This is a genomic window from Aquimarina mytili, assembly GCF_016735115.1.
Classification (GTDB): Bacteria; Bacteroidota; Bacteroidia; order Flavobacteriales; family Flavobacteriaceae; genus Aquimarina; species Aquimarina mytili.
Genome location: NZ_JAERQJ010000003.1, coordinates 634,302 through 652,905 on the forward strand (window position 1 = coordinate 634,302; position 18,604 = coordinate 652,905).

Sequence of the window (18,604 nt, forward strand, 5' to 3'; positions counted from 1 at the left end):
TTATACTAATTCAACAATATGCCTTCCTTCTGCAACTCTTGCCTTATGGCAGTTTCCAGGCTGTTTTGAGTAATGGTCGCTTCTTCATTGGTTACTGCTTGCAACGTACATTTACGTATCACATTCATCATCAATCCTCCTGAGATCTCATAGTATTCGGCAATATGCCAGAGATCAGCTTTGGTATCCAGTGGTAATTTCTTAGCAAAAGATTGTTTCCAAAGTTGATGGCGTTCTTCTACGCCCGGCATTTTAAATTCGATCATCGATTGAAATCTACGCGTAAAGGCATCGTCTATATTATCTTTTAGATTAGAGGCAAGGATGACAACCCCAGGAAAATCTTCGATACGTTGTAATAGATATCCTATTTCCTGATTCCCATAGCGGTCATTGGCGCTGCTTACCTGGGTTCGTTGCCCAAACAAAGAGTCAGCTTCATCAAAAAACAAAATCCAATCGTGTTGCTGTGCCTGATCAAATACTTTGGCGAGATTTTTTTCGGTTTCACCAATGTATTTGGACACTGTCATACTTAAGTCAATCTTATACACCTGCTTACCAGTACTTTTGCCCAGTAAAGCTGCTGCCATGCTTTTACCTGTACCTGGTGGACCATAAAACAAACTTTTATAGCCTGGTTTTAATCGTTTGCCCAGTTCTAACGTTTCTAAAACCGTTTGCCCATGGGTAACCCAATCCCTGATTTCCTGCAAGCTACGTGCTGTAGACCTAGAGACGATGAGATCTTGCCACGATAGCTTAGTATGCAACTGCTGCGCAGGAAAATCAGGGCTATATACTGCTTGATAGGGTGTGCCTGTTAGTATGGAGGCTACATATTCATTAGCAATCATCCATATACTGCTTAATAAAGGACTGTTTCCTTTGGTTTGAGATACGCTGATCATCCCTTTTCGGATGGCTATAAAGTTTTCGGTAAGTAACGTGTGATATTGTAAACGTTTATTAAGATTTTCTCCTGCTAATAAAAATATGGCTGTTTCTGCAGTAGGTACTAATCCTAAATGACCTTCTAGTAAAAGTCCACCAAACTCGCTGTAACGGCGATCGTAGTCCTTATTTTTGGTCAATAGGATATCCAAAACTTCGGGCTTGATATGAGGAACCAGTGCCAGAATAAGGAGCAGTCGCTCTTCAAAGTTGAGTTTGTGTTGTTGTATAAAGCTGGCATAGCTACCTTCTTTATCTGCAACTTCTGGTGGTGTTAACTCATAAATCGACTGATATGAGGTTTCTTGTTGGAAATAGAGCTCCAAACGTGTTTGAATGATCAAACTTAGCCAAGAAAGTTCCGCCGTTAATACCTCAGCATTTTGTTGGGAGTGTATTACTTTTTCAATTTTAAGATCTTGCTTATTCTCTAATATCATAGTGTCCATATATTTTTTTCATTTATTTGATCTTCATTATTATATATATTCTCAAATGAGATTTTTCTCTTGTATTTTTTCCTCACATCTAACAACTCATACCCCACACCTAAGACCTAAACTTTTATAGCCACTCTACCATCAACGCCCGCTCCATCCATGGCAATTTTACTGCCTGAATACTCCACAGTAATTTTTGTAGGGTGATATCGTATGTTTCTTTTTGTACTTGCAACAACCAATGGTCATCACGTGAACGAAGGGAAGCCTGTCTACACAAATAAGATGTTCTGAAACCTAGTACAGATAGATTCTTCCAATGTGGTCCTTGTTGCATCACAGCTTGTAGTAAACCGTGTGCAATTTCTTTTTCTTCATCGGTTAACAAAATGATGGGCACGGGTTCTTCCAGAGGTACTCCACATAATAGTTTTGCTAAGGGTAATTGTCCTTCAAAAAGTTCGGATTCGTGAGGGTTACAAAGATACTGCAGGGCACAAACCGCTTTATGCATCGACGATTCATCTATAAAATCTTTATCTTCTAAAAGCTTTAGGTTTTTAAAAAACCTGGGCAAAAAGGGCCAAAGCAGTACCAATCCTGCATTTTCTATGGTGATAAAATCAGTTTCGTCAAACTGTGATTGTAATCTCGTAATGTCCAAGGGTGTATCTTTAGGTTTGACTTGTTGTACTATTTTTTCAATGGTGTTCAAGTTTGTGACTAACGAAGTGAACATTTCTGAAGTCACAAAATCCTTATTAAAATAGAATTCGGTAGCGCTTATCTCTAGTAGTACTTTTTCTAATAAAACGGTTAGCTGGGTAAGCAAATGAACTGGTACTTCATTGATGGCCGAAGTTTGTATCAATTTATTCAATTGTGTCGTAATACTTTTCAAGAATCCATGCTTATTTGCTAGGTGCTTATACTTTATCAATAAAGATTGAATGTCTTTCGATACTTTATATTTTGGTACTTCGGTATTATTATGAGAAGCAATCCCTAAAATTTTTAGCGTCTCTTCAAGATAATATACTTCGGAGTTTGCTGTCTGTTCTCTCTTAGGACGAAACAAAACACGTAGAAAATCAGTTTTCCAAAATGAGAGTATCTCTTTTTTGTTTCTTTTACGCACCTCATATTTTACCTTATTTCTAATCCTATAGAGTTCATTGTGTGATAAACCTGTGATCCATTCAGCAGATTTAAACACTTGCTCTTCAGAAAACGTATGCAGATATCGATCTAAATGTGTCTTATTGTGATGTAATTGCGACAGCAGTGTTTTAAACTCGTATGTTGGATGTTTCATAAGTAACTCCCATTGCTCAAAAAGGTAGGATTTTTTCTGAGCGTTGAACCACCATGGCAATCTTCCAGTAATCAAATAATACCCCAATACTCTAAGCGGTGTTCTTTCTTCGATCACACCTTGTTCTGTTTCATTTGCATTAGATGTGATGGTCAACTGGTTTGTTGTTTGAGAGGACTTCAATACCACATCTAATTCTTTGGCAAAAACTTCTGGTAAAGCATCCAATGTTACTAATCCCAAATCTATAGTTAAGGAATCCAGTTGATAATGCATATGATCATCATTGTCAAAATGTATATCCAACACATCATTCAGGATGGAGATTAACTGTTTGGAATACAATTGACCGATCCTTTGTTGTGATTCAAAAGCAGTGGTCCTATCAGACAATACTACTTCTATGATCTGCTTATTGATGATATGTGCATTACTACCCATTATGCTACAATTACTGTTGTTGCTTACTTGCCATAAAATCTTTGTGCGCTATCGTAAAATCTTCCATTTCCTGATCATCAAACCAGTGTATATAAGGCATCAGGTGTACAGGTGTTTCTTCTCTTACGGTGTTTTCTACAAAATTTTGAAATACCGGATCCTTGTATCTCCCTTTTCCCTTGGGAAACACAAAACTCAGTTGCAACGAATACAGATCCTTCTCTTCTGATCGCATATATCGCCCGGATGTATATTCCTGATCAAAAGCTACGCCGATTTCGAACCCTGACGCTGTAGTATTGGTTACTGTATGGATTCCATCATATTCATGAGCTCCTACTATTGTTATGGTATCGCCGGCTTGTAGTTCATGAACTGCTGTACATATTGTATGTCCTGTATTGGGTGATGCTTCAAACAAAGTAATAGGCTCTGAAAAAAGATGATGTCGTACATCTGGCTGTATACGTTGCCAATTGGCCGTATTATTTATTCCTTCTGTCCGAAATGGTGTATCAATTTCAAAGCTTTCTTCATTTACATGTTGAACCGTATAAATTCCGGCATAAGTTTCATTTTGTACGATTCGTATTTGTTCTCCTACCACCAAATTATGTTGGGTCACCATGCACTTTGTATTCGTTTGCGTATCCACAACTTCAAGACCGGTAATCTCCCCTTGTTGATAATAAGTTTCTAAACTATGTTTATCTTGAGATTGTGGTCGTAACAGCAAATGCTCTACCATCAAAAATTGTTCTGTATCTTCAATGCCAAGCTTTAGTGCAATTCTCTTTTCTAGTCCAGAGCAATTTTCATCTTTGGTATACGATTTACCATAATCAAATCCTTTACCTCTATATGCACTAATCTCTGGATATTGTTGTAAAAAACGTTTCTTATCCTCGATTAACTTTTGAGCATTGTTAGCTATCTGGTTTCCTTCCTGATGTTCTCCCAGAGCAGCTGTACTAAAGGTCTCTCCGAAACGTGCTAATAAATGATTTAAAAACTTGTTTTTGCGTTGTAGATCCTCTTGCATTAAGCTATTTGAGGTATTCAAATAAGTTTCATATTGTTCTTTGCTTACCAATATATCTTGCAGCCCCGGAACAATGTCTACTAAAGATTGCGTTGCATAAGTAGTATTGTTATTATCGCCAAATGCCACCAACTTATGAAAGTTCGATACCTGCGCAAAATTATTGGCCAACAGTTGGTCAAATAAGGTAAGATAGGCAATCAATTGTTTGGTTTGAGCTTTTCTTAAATCATTTGTGGAATCTGGTAATCCCGATTCACCAATACCATAATTAACCGGAAATTGATTTTGTAAGCTGTAATATGTAGCAATATTTCTGTCTTTACCTATAGAGATCAATCTATCTTTTTCAGTTGGCCTAAGTACTCTTTTGGTGATCAGGCTTGTCAACTTATTATTATAGTGATGAAGTACTTGCTCTGTATTGATCGTAATGGTTAGCCCTTGTATTCTAAATTGAAGATTTTGCAAGGTTGCTTTAACATCCAGGGTAGGTGTTTTGGTATTGTCCAGATAAAACACCCAGTTTTTCCCATCTGAAACTCCCGATTGAATCAATAATTCCTGAACGGTTACAACTCCTTTGACATCCATCATCTCCTTAATCAAATCTGAAGCATGGATCTCTAATTTTCTATCATGTTTTGCTAATTCATCATCATCGATAAAACCGTGTTCGAGTACTGGACCGTCAAAAATCTCGTCAATACGTTTGTTCTTATGTAATAACTCTTGCAGGGTATAAAAACGAATTGCAGGAGAAAGGTAGCTTTGTATCTTAAACAAAAGATCGGCAACTAACCTAGAAATATCATCGCTTTGAGCCGAAACTTCTATCGTACCTCCAATTTGAATTTTTTGCTTATCAAACACATCGATTTCTTCAAAATCTTCACATAAACTTCGGCAGGCTAATAGACGTTGTTTCACTATTTGCCTCAAATTACTTGTTGCTTCTACCAAATCATCCTTTTCAACAATTACTTTATAGAGTCCTTTGGGAGTTAGCACAGTGTCATCTTCAGGTATCACTTTTTCTATCCAGGCATTTTTAACTCCTTTGATATCAATAACTACTTTTCTTAGATCTGACCAGGTAATGGCGCTATTGGTTAGAATGGTCGCCGGACTATACATCTCGTTGTATGCCTCAAGATTATTCCCCAATAAATCCTGAATATCATAATCCAATCGGTATGCCAAATCGGTAATCGTATAGCACAATTGCTCCAGAATGGTGATCCCTGGATCATGTGTGTTATGATCGGTCCAGCTATCTCCCGCTAGCTGTTGGATAGTTTTGATCCCCTCTGATCGTAAAAAATCATAACTCAAAGCGGAGTTCTGAGGTACTTCTTTAGGTATGGTAACTGGTGTTGACATTGGTATGCTATTTTTTATTGCTGTTTTCTATATGATCTACATCAAAGGGATATTATAGTTTCATGATATATGCGAGTACGAAATAAGGAGGACGGTTTTCATGAGATTGATTACCTCCGGTTTGATTCGTGGTAAAAGAATGCTTGTGCTTACCAGCTGGTTTGGTCTTGGTATTTAAAGCTCCATGTGTCTCTCCATCCATCGTAATTGTTTTAAGACCATTACCACTATCATTTCCTGAAGCTGGATGAGAAATATTATGTGTATGATCTGCAATTTCTGATGTATTTCCTGTGTGATTATGAGCTGGTATTTCCTGAACTTTTAATTGCACCTTTTCAGATCCTCCAGTATTTCCAATTTTGTTATAATCATTGTTATTTTCGTTTAATCCAACGATAAACCTTCCTCTCAGGTCGGGTGTTCCGTTTGTTCCATCACACAATGCCCATCCTGTGGGAATCTCATTTCCTGACCACATAGAAATCAGTCCTTGTGGCAATCGTGTATCCACATAGGTTTTTACTGCTCTTTGTGAAGGGATTTTACGGTCACTCGCCTCTCCCCCGTCCTGTAAACTAGGGCTGGCCGACAAATTGTTCATTGCAATATTTCCTGTAACGGTCATTTCATCTGCTACAATTTCGAGGGTGCGTTGGGTAGCCTCCTTATCGGATGACTTTCCGTAAATTTTGAGCGTACCTTCTTCTGATGCAATTTTAGCAGATTTTATATTTGAACTATCTTTCGCGTCTTCAAAAGAAATAGTATCTCCTTTTATTTGTACGGATTCATTTGCTTTTCCATTACGAACAGCAACCAAACCATTTCCCTCTTCTTGGGATACTTCAAAGATTTTGGCACGCTCCTGGGTAGCATCAATTACCGATACTAATGAGGTATCGTTATCTCCTTCAATAGTCAATTTGGAATCAGGCTCTATTGTACCCACTCCTACATTTCCTTTATTGGATTGTATAAATAGTCGGCTTTTACCCGCTGCATCTTTGATATTTAATCCTGGAATTGCCGTAGTTGGTTCATCCGGGTTTATTCTTGGATGCATATTTACCGACCAATTGGGATTATCTTGTTTAAAGTCTGTATATAAATGCAATAATTCTTGTGAGCCAGCAGTATCGCCTTCGGCCATGATTGCTAACGGGTTTCCTGGCACTTTTGCAATCCCGTCTTCCATCTGATTGATGTTAGCATCGATCAATTCTCCAAACTGCTTTTCGGTAGGTTTGTCCCCTTCGTTAAAAAATTCTTTAAGTTCTGTTCTGTTTCGTTTATTAATGTCCATATTATTTCTTTTTTGGAATGCCTTTCCCAGGCAATCTGTTCTTTTTACTAAAAGTCTTTAGCTACTTCAAAATCTGTTTCTATGATCATATGATTAATTCCTTTTTCTGCATCTTCGTCATAGATATTCTCATCTACGATATCTATAAAATGATTGGCCGCAGAAACAATAATCATATTGGGCTCATCGGGTATCACAGCATTTTTTTGATGGGGCAAAGAAGTTACATCAGTAAAATCTTCTCCATCTGTACTCTGAAAGAGTTTGAGGTTTGCAACAAAATCAACGTACGGCCTTTCTGCGATAAAATTGACTAATACTCCAGCATCCAATGTACCTCCCAAATGAATATTATCAGTATCATCAAAGGCCCAGGGGGATAAAAAACGTTTAATCTCTTCAATTAATTTTTCTTTGTAAAAAACAGCGTCTACCCCCAGATTAAACTTAACAGTACAACGGGTAACCACTTGCAGATAGACTGGATTGTTTACTGATATCTCTGCCAAGTCTGGTGAGCGTTGGTCTAGAAACTCTCGTATACGTTCCAGGGTATTAGCAGCTACTTTTGGACCAAAAGGATGAAAAGGCACGCTTTTTCTGATATCTGGAACTACTGTAATTTCAATTTTACCCAACTCTTTGATGGCTGACAGGCATTTGACTTTATATACCTCTGGAAAAGCGTCGAGTACCAAATGTTCATAATCCCACATGGTCAACGCTCTGTTTTTATGTCGTAATCGCTGGCTGATACGTTGATTAAAACTGGATCCTTTTTCTGCCGGTCTTCCGTGAGAAGAAGTAAAAGGCTGGGATATTGACTTTATTTGCGGAATAAATTGTTGTGTATCCCTAATACTTTCTTGTTGTAAAGGTCTACTAAAATGTGTTGTAGCTATCTCTTCATTAGAAAGCACAGCCTGTACCGCCTGGGTTTTAATAGCAATGGTATCTGCAATACCTTTGGCATGTTGTGCTACACTAACTCTGAACCAATGAAACTGATCAGGAAACAAAGTACTTTCTGTGGTGGCATCTTCTGGCATACGGATACGAACAATTCCACTGTTTAAAAGTCCATTCGTAGTATCCGATATCAAATCTGATGGATTAAGTAATTTCCATCCCTCATTGGTAAGATAACTCCATTCTATAGTTGGTCTAGGAACATCAGGATCTGCAGTACCTTCAGCTAGTTGAAAAAGTACATTTATTGCTTGTGGAGGAGTACACTGAGAAATCCCAATATACAGCGCTCCGTTTTGTTGGTATTGTGGAAATAAACTAACATTAGTATCTCTTTGTTGTGCTTGATATCCAAATGGATGGATATGAAATAATCTCTGATCTTCAGCGATGGTTCCATCTTCAAGCAGGATATCAGTTTCGGCAGTATAGCTGAGTTGTAAGCTTTTTAGTTTAGGTTGATACGGAGAAGGAACATTTAGTTCTTTAATTCCTTCTGTAGTAGTCAGTGCCTGTTTGACAAATAGGTCATTATAAAGGGTATGCTGAAAATCGATTCCATTTAATTCTACCTTAAAATAACGTAGCCAATCGGTAACTTCACTTTGATCTGTATCGGTTATTGGCATGAACTTATAGTTATAGTCCGGGCGTGTTTGTTGAAGTAATGCCGGTATATTATGGACTTTTATGACCTCATCATCAGGAAATAATGGCAATTGATCTTTTACTGGAAGTTCATTAAAATTATGATATACAAATACATCGGCAGTAAAATCAGTATTACTTTTTATCTTTTTGTCTTTATCATCAGGAGAAAGCGTATCCTGTTCAATTTTCCAATAATTCTCATAATGCGCCGCAAAATCTTCTGGTTGATTGATCCATTCAGGATGTAACTGCAAATCAGTGATTGCCTTCTGCGCAATTTCTTCATTGGTAAAATACAAGCCCTCTCTCAAGGTTGGCTCAGAACCAAAAGGGTCAAAAGGTTTTTTAGGATTAATTGTGGTTTGATCATTTTGTATAATGATATTCTGTAATCCTGTTACTTCTACACGCAATCCTACCTTTTTAATGGTTAGATCCATCAAACAATCAAATACCGATATCTCGCTCTGTTCATTTAATTGTTGAACAACCTTAGCATTAACGATCATCGCTAATGATGGTATTTGTGCATCAATAAAGTTTGAAGTATTTGGTACTTCAATCCCAACCACGGCTTGCTCTTCTGGGGCTAATCGTATTTCTGTCCTAATGGCATTTACAAACACCTGTGATGCTTCAAACAAGGTTATCGAATCAAGTCCTTCCTTTAGTTTACCAATCTTATCAAGTAGCAAGGATTTATCAGCTATATCCGATACTATTCGATAGATTGTTCCATCTGTATCAATTACCATCTTGTCTTTCTTGAGGCTTTCAAAAAGATCATCAGAATTGCTAGTAATCGTCAACGTATTGTCTGCAATGGTAACTCCGGATAAGGGTTGCCCCACAGATGATTTTATATAATCTCCTAGTTCTATAGTAACTGTCTTCGGAGCAAACCATTGATCCTCACCACTTAGATATATGCTTAAAACATCTCTGGCAATTAGCTGTTTCAGTTTAGCAAGACTTTCATCATCGATTCCTAATTGTTGATACAGTATTATCGTTCTCTGACCTTCCTTGAGTAAAAGTACAGGAGATGTGACCGCAAAGCCAAGTCTGGCAGATTGCATATCATGAGATGCATTACCAAACGTTTTAAATCGTGTGCTTTCTTCTTTGTTATTATACTCACTGAAGGCAAGTTTTTCTGCATCATCGGCAGCGTATATATTGAGTATTTTTTCTTGAGTAGGTGGATTTATTATTCTGCGACGTACTTGCCTTTCTGCATTTTCGAGCAAACTATATACTTCTTCCCAAGACTCATTGGTTACCTCTGTAGTGCTGATTTCCATGATAAATGCAAAATCTGGTACTTTCAATTTTAAGGTTTCTTCGATGAATTCTGAGGCTCCTTGTTGTAAAATAAGGTCTGGATTTTTAAGATCTGCAAAAAGACGTTCGAAAGAAACTTGCTGTCCGCGATAATTTGGTAAGCGGTCTCCCGGATTGGGATCACCATATACTTCTTTTAGCAATAAAGTGAAACCTTGTTCTTCTGATATTCTAGCCAATTGATCTTTTCGAATGAATCTTTTTTTGCGACGATATGCTTCTTCTAATAGTTGATAGATAGGCTTCCAATCTGCAGTTGTCCCATTTTGTTCTTGTGCTTGTTTCTGAAAAATAAGTCGAAACTCCTCTATACTAAGAAACAATTCCTCTGCAATATATTGTTGTACGGATTCATTCTGATCCAACTCAATAAAGAGCTCTGAGATTTCCTGAAACCCTTCAGGGAACTTTGGTAAAGTATCCCCAGGATTGGGGGCCCCTAATGCCATTTGCATCATTGCGGAAACCCCCTGGTCTGGGGTATCAAAATGGTGAAGATGTGTTTGCTCTATCGTAAACGTCTTTTTATCTACAAAAACATTTCTTAATTGAGCAACTTTTGCCTTGTTGATGATCGTATCTTCGGTAGTTGTGTATTGTAGTTCGTTACCTTCTTCATCCTCTCCGGCCAGAAAAACGGTTCCTTTTTTTAACTCAAGTTCTGCATCTTCCTCTGTCAATTCAATCAACACATTAACCATATCCGGTACTGCCTGTTTTAGAGACAACCCTAATCGTTCCTGATAGTAAAAATCCAAATGTTTTTGAGTCAATCCATTGATTTGGATTTTGATATGATGAAGCAACTTTAAAAAAGTTAGAAAAAGTACTGTATGTGGACTTGAGACTTTCTGTTTTGTACGCTGATCTTTTAGAAAACGATCCGGATTTTCAACATAAGCAGCTAATTGACTGGCCCATTGTTTTCGCAATGATGCTTTTCCGGTTTCTGAAGCCTGATAATAGGTTGTGGGATCTTCAATCAAAAAGGGCTCCCAGGTTCCTGTCGCTTGATTGTTTTTATCAAAAAATACCAGTTCTTTTGCCAGCTTTTGTGCTTCCTGAATCAACTCCTCCATACTTCGGTTCTCTATTTCAACATAGGAAGGATCCAACCGTTCTGTAGTATCATTCTGCTTACTTGCCCCATCTCTAAATATGAGCCAGTTTGTTTTTATTGTATTTCTCATGTCTTTTGACAGCTTATTATGCTATGTAACTTTTACTTTATCATTACTTGGTATTAACTTTCCTGTTCCCATATAAAATGGTGTGGGGTCTGATACAGGAGCACTTCCTGGAGGAATTATTTTTGCTGGAGATTTCACTTCAAATCGTGCGATAAACACACTACCTCTAATGAGTACAGGTTTATTACCGCTCTTAGTCTTTTTTGTAACCTGATCTGGTCCTAATGTTACTATTTTTAGATTCCCTGTTCCAGGTATTGGGAAAGCTGGACTGGTATAGGTACATCCTGAAACTTCTACGTTACCTTCATCTCCTTTTATCGCTACTTTTTTACTTTTTACAGTGGTTTTTCCTGTCGCTTTTATTTTTCCTGGTTTAACTGCAACACTAGCAGGCCCATAAATAGGATCAAACAATACTTTATCACCATCCACGACAATTGTATCTAAAGCCATTTGCTATTCTTTTAAAAGATTAAATAAATGCTTCGTTTATATAAAAAGGATATACCAGATTAAATCTATTATTGGTCATTCGTATGGTATAGGCTACTTTGATATGGATCAATCCCTTTTCAGGATCGGTATTATCTAACTCAATAACATCTACTGTTATTCTTGGTTCGTGATTTAAGATCGCATCAGAAATTGCATTTTTGATATCAGTAAGAAGCCGTTGATTCATATTTTCGAATACGTAATTTTTTAATGAACAACCGTAATTAGATTGCATCACCCGCTCATCCAAAGAAGTAGTCAATAAAATAGCTAAGCTTTGTTCTATATCCTTTTCACCGGCGACCATTGCTATCTGATCACCTCCTTTATAAAATTGCGGTGGAAAAGACCAACCACTACCTAAAAATTTATTATCATCAATCATAGTATCTACTTTTCTTTATTTCCTTTAAATGATATCTACTGTTTTCCCTTTTATAGCCACTGATCCGCTTGCTTCGATTTTCAAATCTCCTTTGGACATAATCTTACAATCTTTTGCACTCAGTATGTCAATTCCTTTTTTGTTTAATTCGACCTGGTTACCATGGCTATCTGACAGTTCTATACGCTTTTGTTTTTCATCAATAGTAATTCGATTTTTATCAGAAGTAGCAATGGTGATACATTGTTTTTCTTCATCCAAAAACAGCTGAAAGTTTGATTGGGTAAAAATTCCTTTGGATTTGGGATGCTTATCCAATGGAAGGGGTGGTTTGTTAATAGGGTTATAGACAGATCCCATTATAATTGCGTGTCTTGGATCATCGTTGAGAAACCCTACAATTACCTCATCATTTGGTTGCGGTATAAAAAAAGTACCTCGATTTGCTCCTGCGTCCAGCGTTGTTAAACGTGCCCATACCGTTTGTTTTTCTCCAAAAGCAGGTATAGTAACCTTAATGCGGTGCAAATTATCTGGATCTCTTTCTGTAGGTTGCACTACCCCTATTTGTAACCCATTTACTCCTGGCAATAATCCTGCTGCCGGTGTATCCATAACTTTATTTGAAGCAGTAAACCAGCAAGCTTCCATTCCTATTTGAAGATACGTATCCCAACCATCAACGGTAACCTCTTGTCTAACTGCAGATATAACATTTTTACCAGAGAATGTCTTGCTAAAATCTTTAATTACCAGGGTATCACCAACCTTTATTTTACCAGTTCCCGGAATTTTAACCCATCCTTTTATAAGTGAAAGTCTAGATTTTAATACTTGTGCGCTAGACCATAATTTAAGCTCCATAGAGGTGGTAGGAACCCCCGTCATTAACATAGCTTTTTCTGTTCCCATAGTCTGAGCTATCTTTGGGATATCAATATGTTTTTGAGACAGTTTATAGCCTGAGCCCTGGGTAGGTTGGGTCAACTTATTTTTAGTAATGTCCCAGGCAAATGCCTGTACCGAATTGTATTGTTGATCTGCACTAATTTGCAACTCGAAATCATAAATTTCGCCCAATCCAAGTTCTAAAGTACCTGATGCTTTTTGTAACCTAGGTTTAAAAATAGAGACCTTCCCGTTATATATACTAACAAGCTGAGCATTTGCTTCTGCCCTTGACAGCATAAAATCCCAGTCTGTAGTATAATACTGTATCATTTGTTGGTGGGTCACCGGTGTATTTTCAATGATCCCTTTTTCTAATCCATTTTGTTTCAGCAAACTTTTGTAAATCTGCACATCCTCTACTTTAGCATGCACTTTATTTTTTCGATGACTATTCATCTTTATGGTTACATCACTGATTTCGACAGTAAGTGTGGGGTTGATTCCATTAAGTTCGAACACCTTATTCACTACTATACCACTAAATATCTTAGTTTCTTCTTCTGTCTTTTCTTCATACTTTAAAGCAATTGTTATTTGTTTACCGAGATCAAATGAAGTGTCATCCAAAATCTTAAACTCTTTTTTGGGTATATCTCCATCTATAAATCTAAGTTCGGCTGTTGGAATTTTGTTAAATTCGTTTGTCACGTCGATAGAAAGCAGCTCGTATGTACCGCTAATTTCTATACCCTCACTTTTTATAATTGCTGTAACTACTGACATGTTCTTACTTTTCTATTGGTGGAAAATAAATTCGCTGCCCGGGTTGTAGGTTTCTGAAATTATCCAGGTTATTTGCTTTTGCTACCCATGGATAATATTGGGCAGATCCATAGATTTGTTTACACATTAATGGAAGTCGATCGTGTGCTCCCACAATTCGGTAATGTGTAAGATCCGGAGAATTCTTTCCTTCCTTTTTAAGTCTTTCGACTGTTTCTAAATCTCCAAAAAACTCGGTATCCAGCTCTGCTCTTAAAGGAATACCACTGCCTGTAAATTGGGTGTAATTAATATTTACAGAACTTAATCTACATTTAAAATACAGGTCACCCCAAAGTAATATCAAATATGGAGGTTGATGAATATCCCCGTCCATCTTGCTGGTCAGCTCTAAAAACTTCTGAACTTTTTTTGAAACATCATTACGATCAAAAAGATTACGTATCCCAAAATGTGTATCTACTTTGTTCCCATCCAAAATAAGTTTAAGACTTAGTTTTTCCGGTTTAGAGAATCCATATTTAGCTTCACTACCTGTAGTATTTATCCCTTGTTTTCGGCTGTATGTATTTTGATAGGACAGCGAATAGGATTCAGGATTAAACATCGCCTCAAACGAACCTAATTTTTTAACTCGCGTTGCATCTGTAAAACTGTATATAGTTAGTTTTTCTAATATGGTAAAAGAATCAAAAGTCATAATTATCTACGATTTTTCTTTTTTAATATTTTTAATACTTGTGTTACACATTCTTGTACTATATTATCCTTATTATGGTCATCATTCATGGAGGACTTTTTTTGGTCTTCTTGAAGTACGGCTCTAATTATTAATTCTTTAATCTCTACTGGCATGACTATAATCCTACGGTTTGAAATCTGGTATATGCTAACTCCATTGTATCGATAAGAACAGTATTAGACTGCCCATCGAGATCTGAAACAGACCATTTCACAGGATATGCTTTAAAAAACATCCAAGCGCCTGCTGGAACCGAAATTCCGCCAATCTCATTAAATAATGTTATCAATACATTAGAAGGTGCAAACTTGAAACTCGAAAATGCAATATTAAATTCCGCGGTTAATGGCGATGGAACAAAGCTTGTGCTATACCCACGCTCTAAAACCAGATTGTTGTAGTTTACCTTACCTGGTAAACGATGTGCAAAAAGATTTTGCCCGCCTTCGTTTACAGTATCTGTTTGTATATCTGCACTAAGTCCACTTACTTTTTGAAATCGAAAATCGATTGGATTAGGAATTACTCCTCCTGCAAAGAAAAAGACACCAAATCGATGGGATAATGCTGGACTTGGATCTACAATTTTCTTGAAATTTTCTAGTGCTCCCATAGGTTCTATTATTCGTGGTGTGTTAATTTTATATCGTGAGCAATTAAATCCAGACTTTCGATGGCAATATCATTTGTACTGGCATTAAAAGAAGGAGCATTCATTTTTATAGGTAATGCTCGATACACCTCCCAGGTTACGATTGGTGTGTTGGTTTCATCACATAATGCTATGTTGATGTTCTTCTTATCTTCAGTGCGTAGCCAGTCGTACAAAAACCTTCTATTTTTGACAACACCCCGTTTTAGACTTACATTAATAGGTTTACGCTGAGCACGGATCAGGTGATCCCCCATTAACCAACTGAAACCGTGTCTGTATAATACATGCTCATAGTCCATTTCTAAACCTGAAATTTCAGAAAAATACATCCCTTCTTCTATACCATCAATGATTACTTGATAGTTATAAACTGGTAAAGGATACTGCTGAATAATTGTATGCTTGTCTGTTGCCATAATGATAAATTTTACAATGAATTGCCGGTCAAATCAAAAGCCTGGATTAAACATTTCCATGAAGGATTAAGCTTCTTCCATAGTTACACGAAATGCCATAAGCTCCATGGATTCTAATGCCACTTCATTTGAACTTGCATCAAAAGAAGGAGCCGTTAACTTGGTTGGAAATGCATCAATGACTTTCCAGCTTACAATCGTGCTTCCTGTTTCATCCAACAAATGCACTACAATATCTTTTTTATCAATACGGTTTAATTCGATATCATTAATCCATTCATAAAAAGCCGGAATGCTTTTTCCTTTTACGAATCCTTTTTCAAGCGTGATATTAACCGGTTGAATCTGACCTGGCATATACATAATATTAGGCCCAACTTTACCACCTGCGGCAAAGCTTTCTTTATAGGTTATTGTTTCAAAAGATAGATCCAGACCTGTAACTTTGGAAAAGCTAAAAGATGCTCCATCGATGTCTACCCTATAGTTATACGTTACTAATGGGTAATCTGTTTTTATTTGTTCTTTTGTTAAAGCCATTTTCTTTACTATTTAATTATGATTGAACATTAAGTGGCTTCGGTAAGGAAATTTTACAATTGAATTACCAAACCACCTTTAAAAACTACTCTGGTTTATACTTCCTGTAGTTTATGTGAGAATTTCAGTATGATAAATTCTGCAGGTCTTGCTGCTGCAATTCCTATTTCTACTACCATACGACCTTCAAGAATATCTTGTTGTGTCATTGTTTTCCCTAATCCCACATTGACGAAATAGGCTTGCTCTTCGGTTGAACCTACTAAACCACCTTGTTGCCAGATTCCATACAAGAAGCTTTCGATCATAGCTTTGACCTTTAACCAGGTGGTAGGGTCATTAGATTCGAATACGGCAAAATGCGAAGCTTTTTTTGTAGATTCTTCTATCATGTTAAATAATCTACGTACAGATACATATCGCCACTCATTATCATTTCCTGCCAGTGTTCTAGCTCCCCATACCAGAGTTCCTTTACCCACAAAGCTTCTAATAGCGTTTACTGATTTTCCTGCGGTGGCATCAACATTAAGACGTTCCTGATCTGCAGAACTTATTTTTACAACTGGTCCTATTACGGAGTTTATGCTTACATTGGCTGGAGCTTTCCACACTCCTCTTTCTCGATCTGTAGTAGCATACACTCCAGCAACGGCAGCACTAGGTGGTAATACGATTGTTTCTTTGGCTAATTCGCTTTTAATTTTACTATATAAAGCGGTACCTTCTTTACTTTCTAGGCTTACAGATCCTTCGCCTCCACTTTGTTTGATTAGTTCCTGACCACTAGCTCCGGGAGTTTGATTTACCAGTCCATTTTGATTCACTGCTTCTATATCAAAATTATCTTTATCTTCAAATGCTTCCCACGCAGCCAACAAATCATTAACGACGATCCCATCTGCAGGAACATTAGAAATCGTTAAAAGTTTGCTTGATGGAATAGAAAATTCTATAGTGTCACCACTGCCTCCGTTGATTCTATATTTTGGTGTTTCAGAAATACTACCGGTATAGGTAATTTTAATGCTATCGTGTATTATTTCAAAAAATGCAGTATCTGAAGATGAAGATAGATTGATGATACTCACATCACTATCATCATAGATATGGTTAAGCGAGGTATGTATATATGGTGTATACGCCGCGCCATATTTTAGATTGTTAGTACCTATTGCATTTCTAAATCCACTAGCATCTTCATCATCTCTCTTGATATCAAAAATGCAAAATCTATCCTTTAGGTCAGCACATTGCGCTAGAGCCTGCTGACAGATGGCATAGTAATCATTTGCTGATAGTTTAGCTGCCTCACCTAGCATAATAAGAGTTGGTTCGTCTTCCTTACTTAAGATTTCAAGTCCTCTTTCAAAAGCTTTTTTTGTGTAACTGTCTTCAAAAGAACCTACTGATACAATGTAACAATCGCCACCTCCATTTTTGAAATAAAGATCTAAAGCATAGTATAACGTACTTGCGGGTGGAGTAGCAGTAAGTTTTTGTAGTTGCTCGTCGTCATCAATAAGAACTTCAAATTCTGATTTTTGAGCACCTCCATATATTTCTTTAAATTCTAAAAAAGTAGAAACTCGTATCGCCTTATCAGATATACTTTTTCCTTCTTTTACTGCTTTTTCGGTAAACCCAATAAAAGCGGGTACTGCTGTTGACACACCTGCAATGGATTGTGGCAAAACGGGTACTTCTTCTGTGTACACATCAGGTGTTAAAAAACTAGACATATTATTTGATTTTAAAATGTTTATACTTGGCATACCTAAAAATTCCATGTAAGTTTTTTGATCTGCCTTTTACTTATTTAATTTTAATTATTTGAATACCTTGTTGTTGTGCGCGGGGATTTGGTAGATGGCTGATGAGCACATCTTCGTTTTGAAGCAGTTTGATATTTTTAATGGGTTTACTGCTGTAGGGGATTGCATCTCTAGATTCAAAGACTCTAATTTGACTATTCGGAAAATTTAATTGTAGAGAACTTATAATCTGATCCGATATATTTTGATCAATACTGATTTCATGAAAACGTATTTGTTCATCTCTGGATTCTAATCTTACATTAGTATCTTGAGAATTAGAAACGAAATAGTACTTCCATTTTATAGATTTTGCCCTGAATATTGCTTTAAACTTAGCTGATTCACCAATAGGCTCTGTATTGATTTTATTTCCTGCGATTATAATATTTGCTAATGCCGGGAAACCTTGAAAAGTACCTTTTTTCTCTATCTGGGTACTTATTAATTCTGAACTATCTAAGGGTTGTTGCAAATTTGTGAAAGAAATCATGTTTCCTTTTTCTATGGCAGAAAAATCTGTGACCTCTTGAATACTCCCTGATGTTGGATATATGTAAAAAGTGAATGCATCATTTTCTCCTAAAACCGGGAAGGTAGTACCTTCTTCATCAAAAGGCGCTAAAACCTTTATTCTTCCAGATTCTTTTTTTAGTAGGCAACCCAAGCTAATTAAGCGTTTTTTGGTTTCATTATCCGCAACCAGTATTAAGTCCTTGGGTATCCCCGAAAAATAAGGATGTATAATTTCAATATGAAAGAATTCACGATATTCCATCTTTCTACTTATTATGTTTTTAATTCAATTTGTATCTTAATTATTGATATAATCTTTTCTGTTTCAT

Annotated in this window: 15 protein-coding genes; all 15 read right to left on the reverse strand. The window is 36.8% G+C overall.

Translation table 11 applies throughout. The features are described from left to right. Nucleotides 1–5: 5 nt before the first annotated feature. The 15 genes from JJQ60_RS10075 to JJQ60_RS10145 all read right to left on the reverse strand — a co-directional run bounded on the left by JJQ60_RS10075 (nt 6) and on the right by JJQ60_RS10145 (nt 18,537). Nucleotides 6–1,403: an ATP-binding protein gene (locus JJQ60_RS10075; RefSeq protein ID WP_201919257.1), complete on the reverse strand. Its 1,398-nt coding sequence runs from the start codon at nt 1,401–1,403 to the stop codon at nt 6–8. A gap of 115 nt (nt 1,404–1,518) precedes the next feature. Continuing rightward, nucleotides 1,519–3,150, reverse strand: a complete 1,632-nt coding sequence (locus JJQ60_RS10080) for a contractile injection system tape measure protein (protein ID WP_201919259.1) — start codon at nt 3,148–3,150, stop codon at nt 1,519–1,521. Between the two features lie 10 nt (nt 3,151–3,160). Then, entirely contained in the window at nt 3,161–5,575 is a 2,415-nt protein-coding gene (locus JJQ60_RS10085) for a hypothetical protein (RefSeq protein WP_201919261.1), read from the reverse strand. 52 nt (nt 5,576–5,627) lie between these two features. Next, nucleotides 5,628–6,881 (reverse strand): phage baseplate protein, encoded by a 1,254-nt coding sequence (locus JJQ60_RS10090; RefSeq protein WP_201919263.1) that lies wholly within the window; start codon nt 6,879–6,881, stop codon nt 5,628–5,630. 47 nt (nt 6,882–6,928) lie between these two features. After that, nucleotides 6,929–11,035 (reverse strand): baseplate J/gp47 family protein, encoded by a 4,107-nt coding sequence (locus JJQ60_RS10095; RefSeq protein WP_201919264.1) that lies wholly within the window; start codon nt 11,033–11,035, stop codon nt 6,929–6,931. 21 nt (nt 11,036–11,056) lie between these two features. Continuing rightward, nucleotides 11,057–11,491 carry a hypothetical protein gene (locus JJQ60_RS10100; protein ID WP_201919267.1) on the reverse strand — a complete coding sequence of 145 codons (435 nt, stop codon included), beginning with the start codon at nt 11,489–11,491 and terminating at the stop codon, nt 11,057–11,059. Between the two features lie 19 nt (nt 11,492–11,510). Next, nucleotides 11,511–11,918, reverse strand: a complete 408-nt coding sequence (locus JJQ60_RS10105) for a GPW/gp25 family protein (RefSeq protein WP_201919268.1) — start codon at nt 11,916–11,918, stop codon at nt 11,511–11,513. A 24-nt stretch (nt 11,919–11,942) separates the two neighbouring features. Beyond that, nucleotides 11,943–13,592, reverse strand: a complete 1,650-nt coding sequence (vgrG, locus tag JJQ60_RS10110; RefSeq protein ID WP_201919270.1) for a type VI secretion system tip protein VgrG — start codon at nt 13,590–13,592, stop codon at nt 11,943–11,945. A 4-nt stretch (nt 13,593–13,596) separates the two neighbouring features. Beyond that, nucleotides 13,597–14,292: a CIS tube protein gene (locus JJQ60_RS10115; protein ID WP_201919271.1), complete on the reverse strand. Its 696-nt coding sequence runs from the start codon at nt 14,290–14,292 to the stop codon at nt 13,597–13,599. A 2-nt stretch (nt 14,293–14,294) separates the two neighbouring features. Then, nucleotides 14,295–14,447 (reverse strand): DUF5908 family protein, encoded by a 153-nt coding sequence (locus tag JJQ60_RS10120; protein WP_201919273.1) that lies wholly within the window; start codon nt 14,445–14,447, stop codon nt 14,295–14,297. Nucleotides 14,448–14,449: 2 nt separating this feature from the next. Then, entirely contained in the window at nt 14,450–14,947 is a 498-nt protein-coding gene (locus JJQ60_RS10125; protein WP_201919275.1) for a phage tail protein, read from the reverse strand. Nucleotides 14,948–14,955: 8 nt separating this feature from the next. Continuing rightward, entirely contained in the window at nt 14,956–15,405 is a 450-nt protein-coding gene (locus tag JJQ60_RS10130; protein ID WP_201919277.1) for a phage tail protein, read from the reverse strand. A gap of 66 nt (nt 15,406–15,471) precedes the next feature. After that, nucleotides 15,472–15,945 carry a phage tail protein gene (locus JJQ60_RS10135; RefSeq protein WP_201919279.1) on the reverse strand — a complete coding sequence of 158 codons (474 nt, stop codon included), beginning with the start codon at nt 15,943–15,945 and terminating at the stop codon, nt 15,472–15,474. 95 nt (nt 15,946–16,040) lie between these two features. Next, entirely contained in the window at nt 16,041–17,687 is a 1,647-nt protein-coding gene (locus JJQ60_RS10140) for a phage tail sheath family protein (protein ID WP_236669084.1), read from the reverse strand. Nucleotides 17,688–17,760: 73 nt separating this feature from the next. After that, nucleotides 17,761–18,537: a hypothetical protein gene (locus JJQ60_RS10145; protein WP_201919281.1), complete on the reverse strand. Its 777-nt coding sequence runs from the start codon at nt 18,535–18,537 to the stop codon at nt 17,761–17,763. Nucleotides 18,538–18,604: the final 67 nt, after the last annotated feature.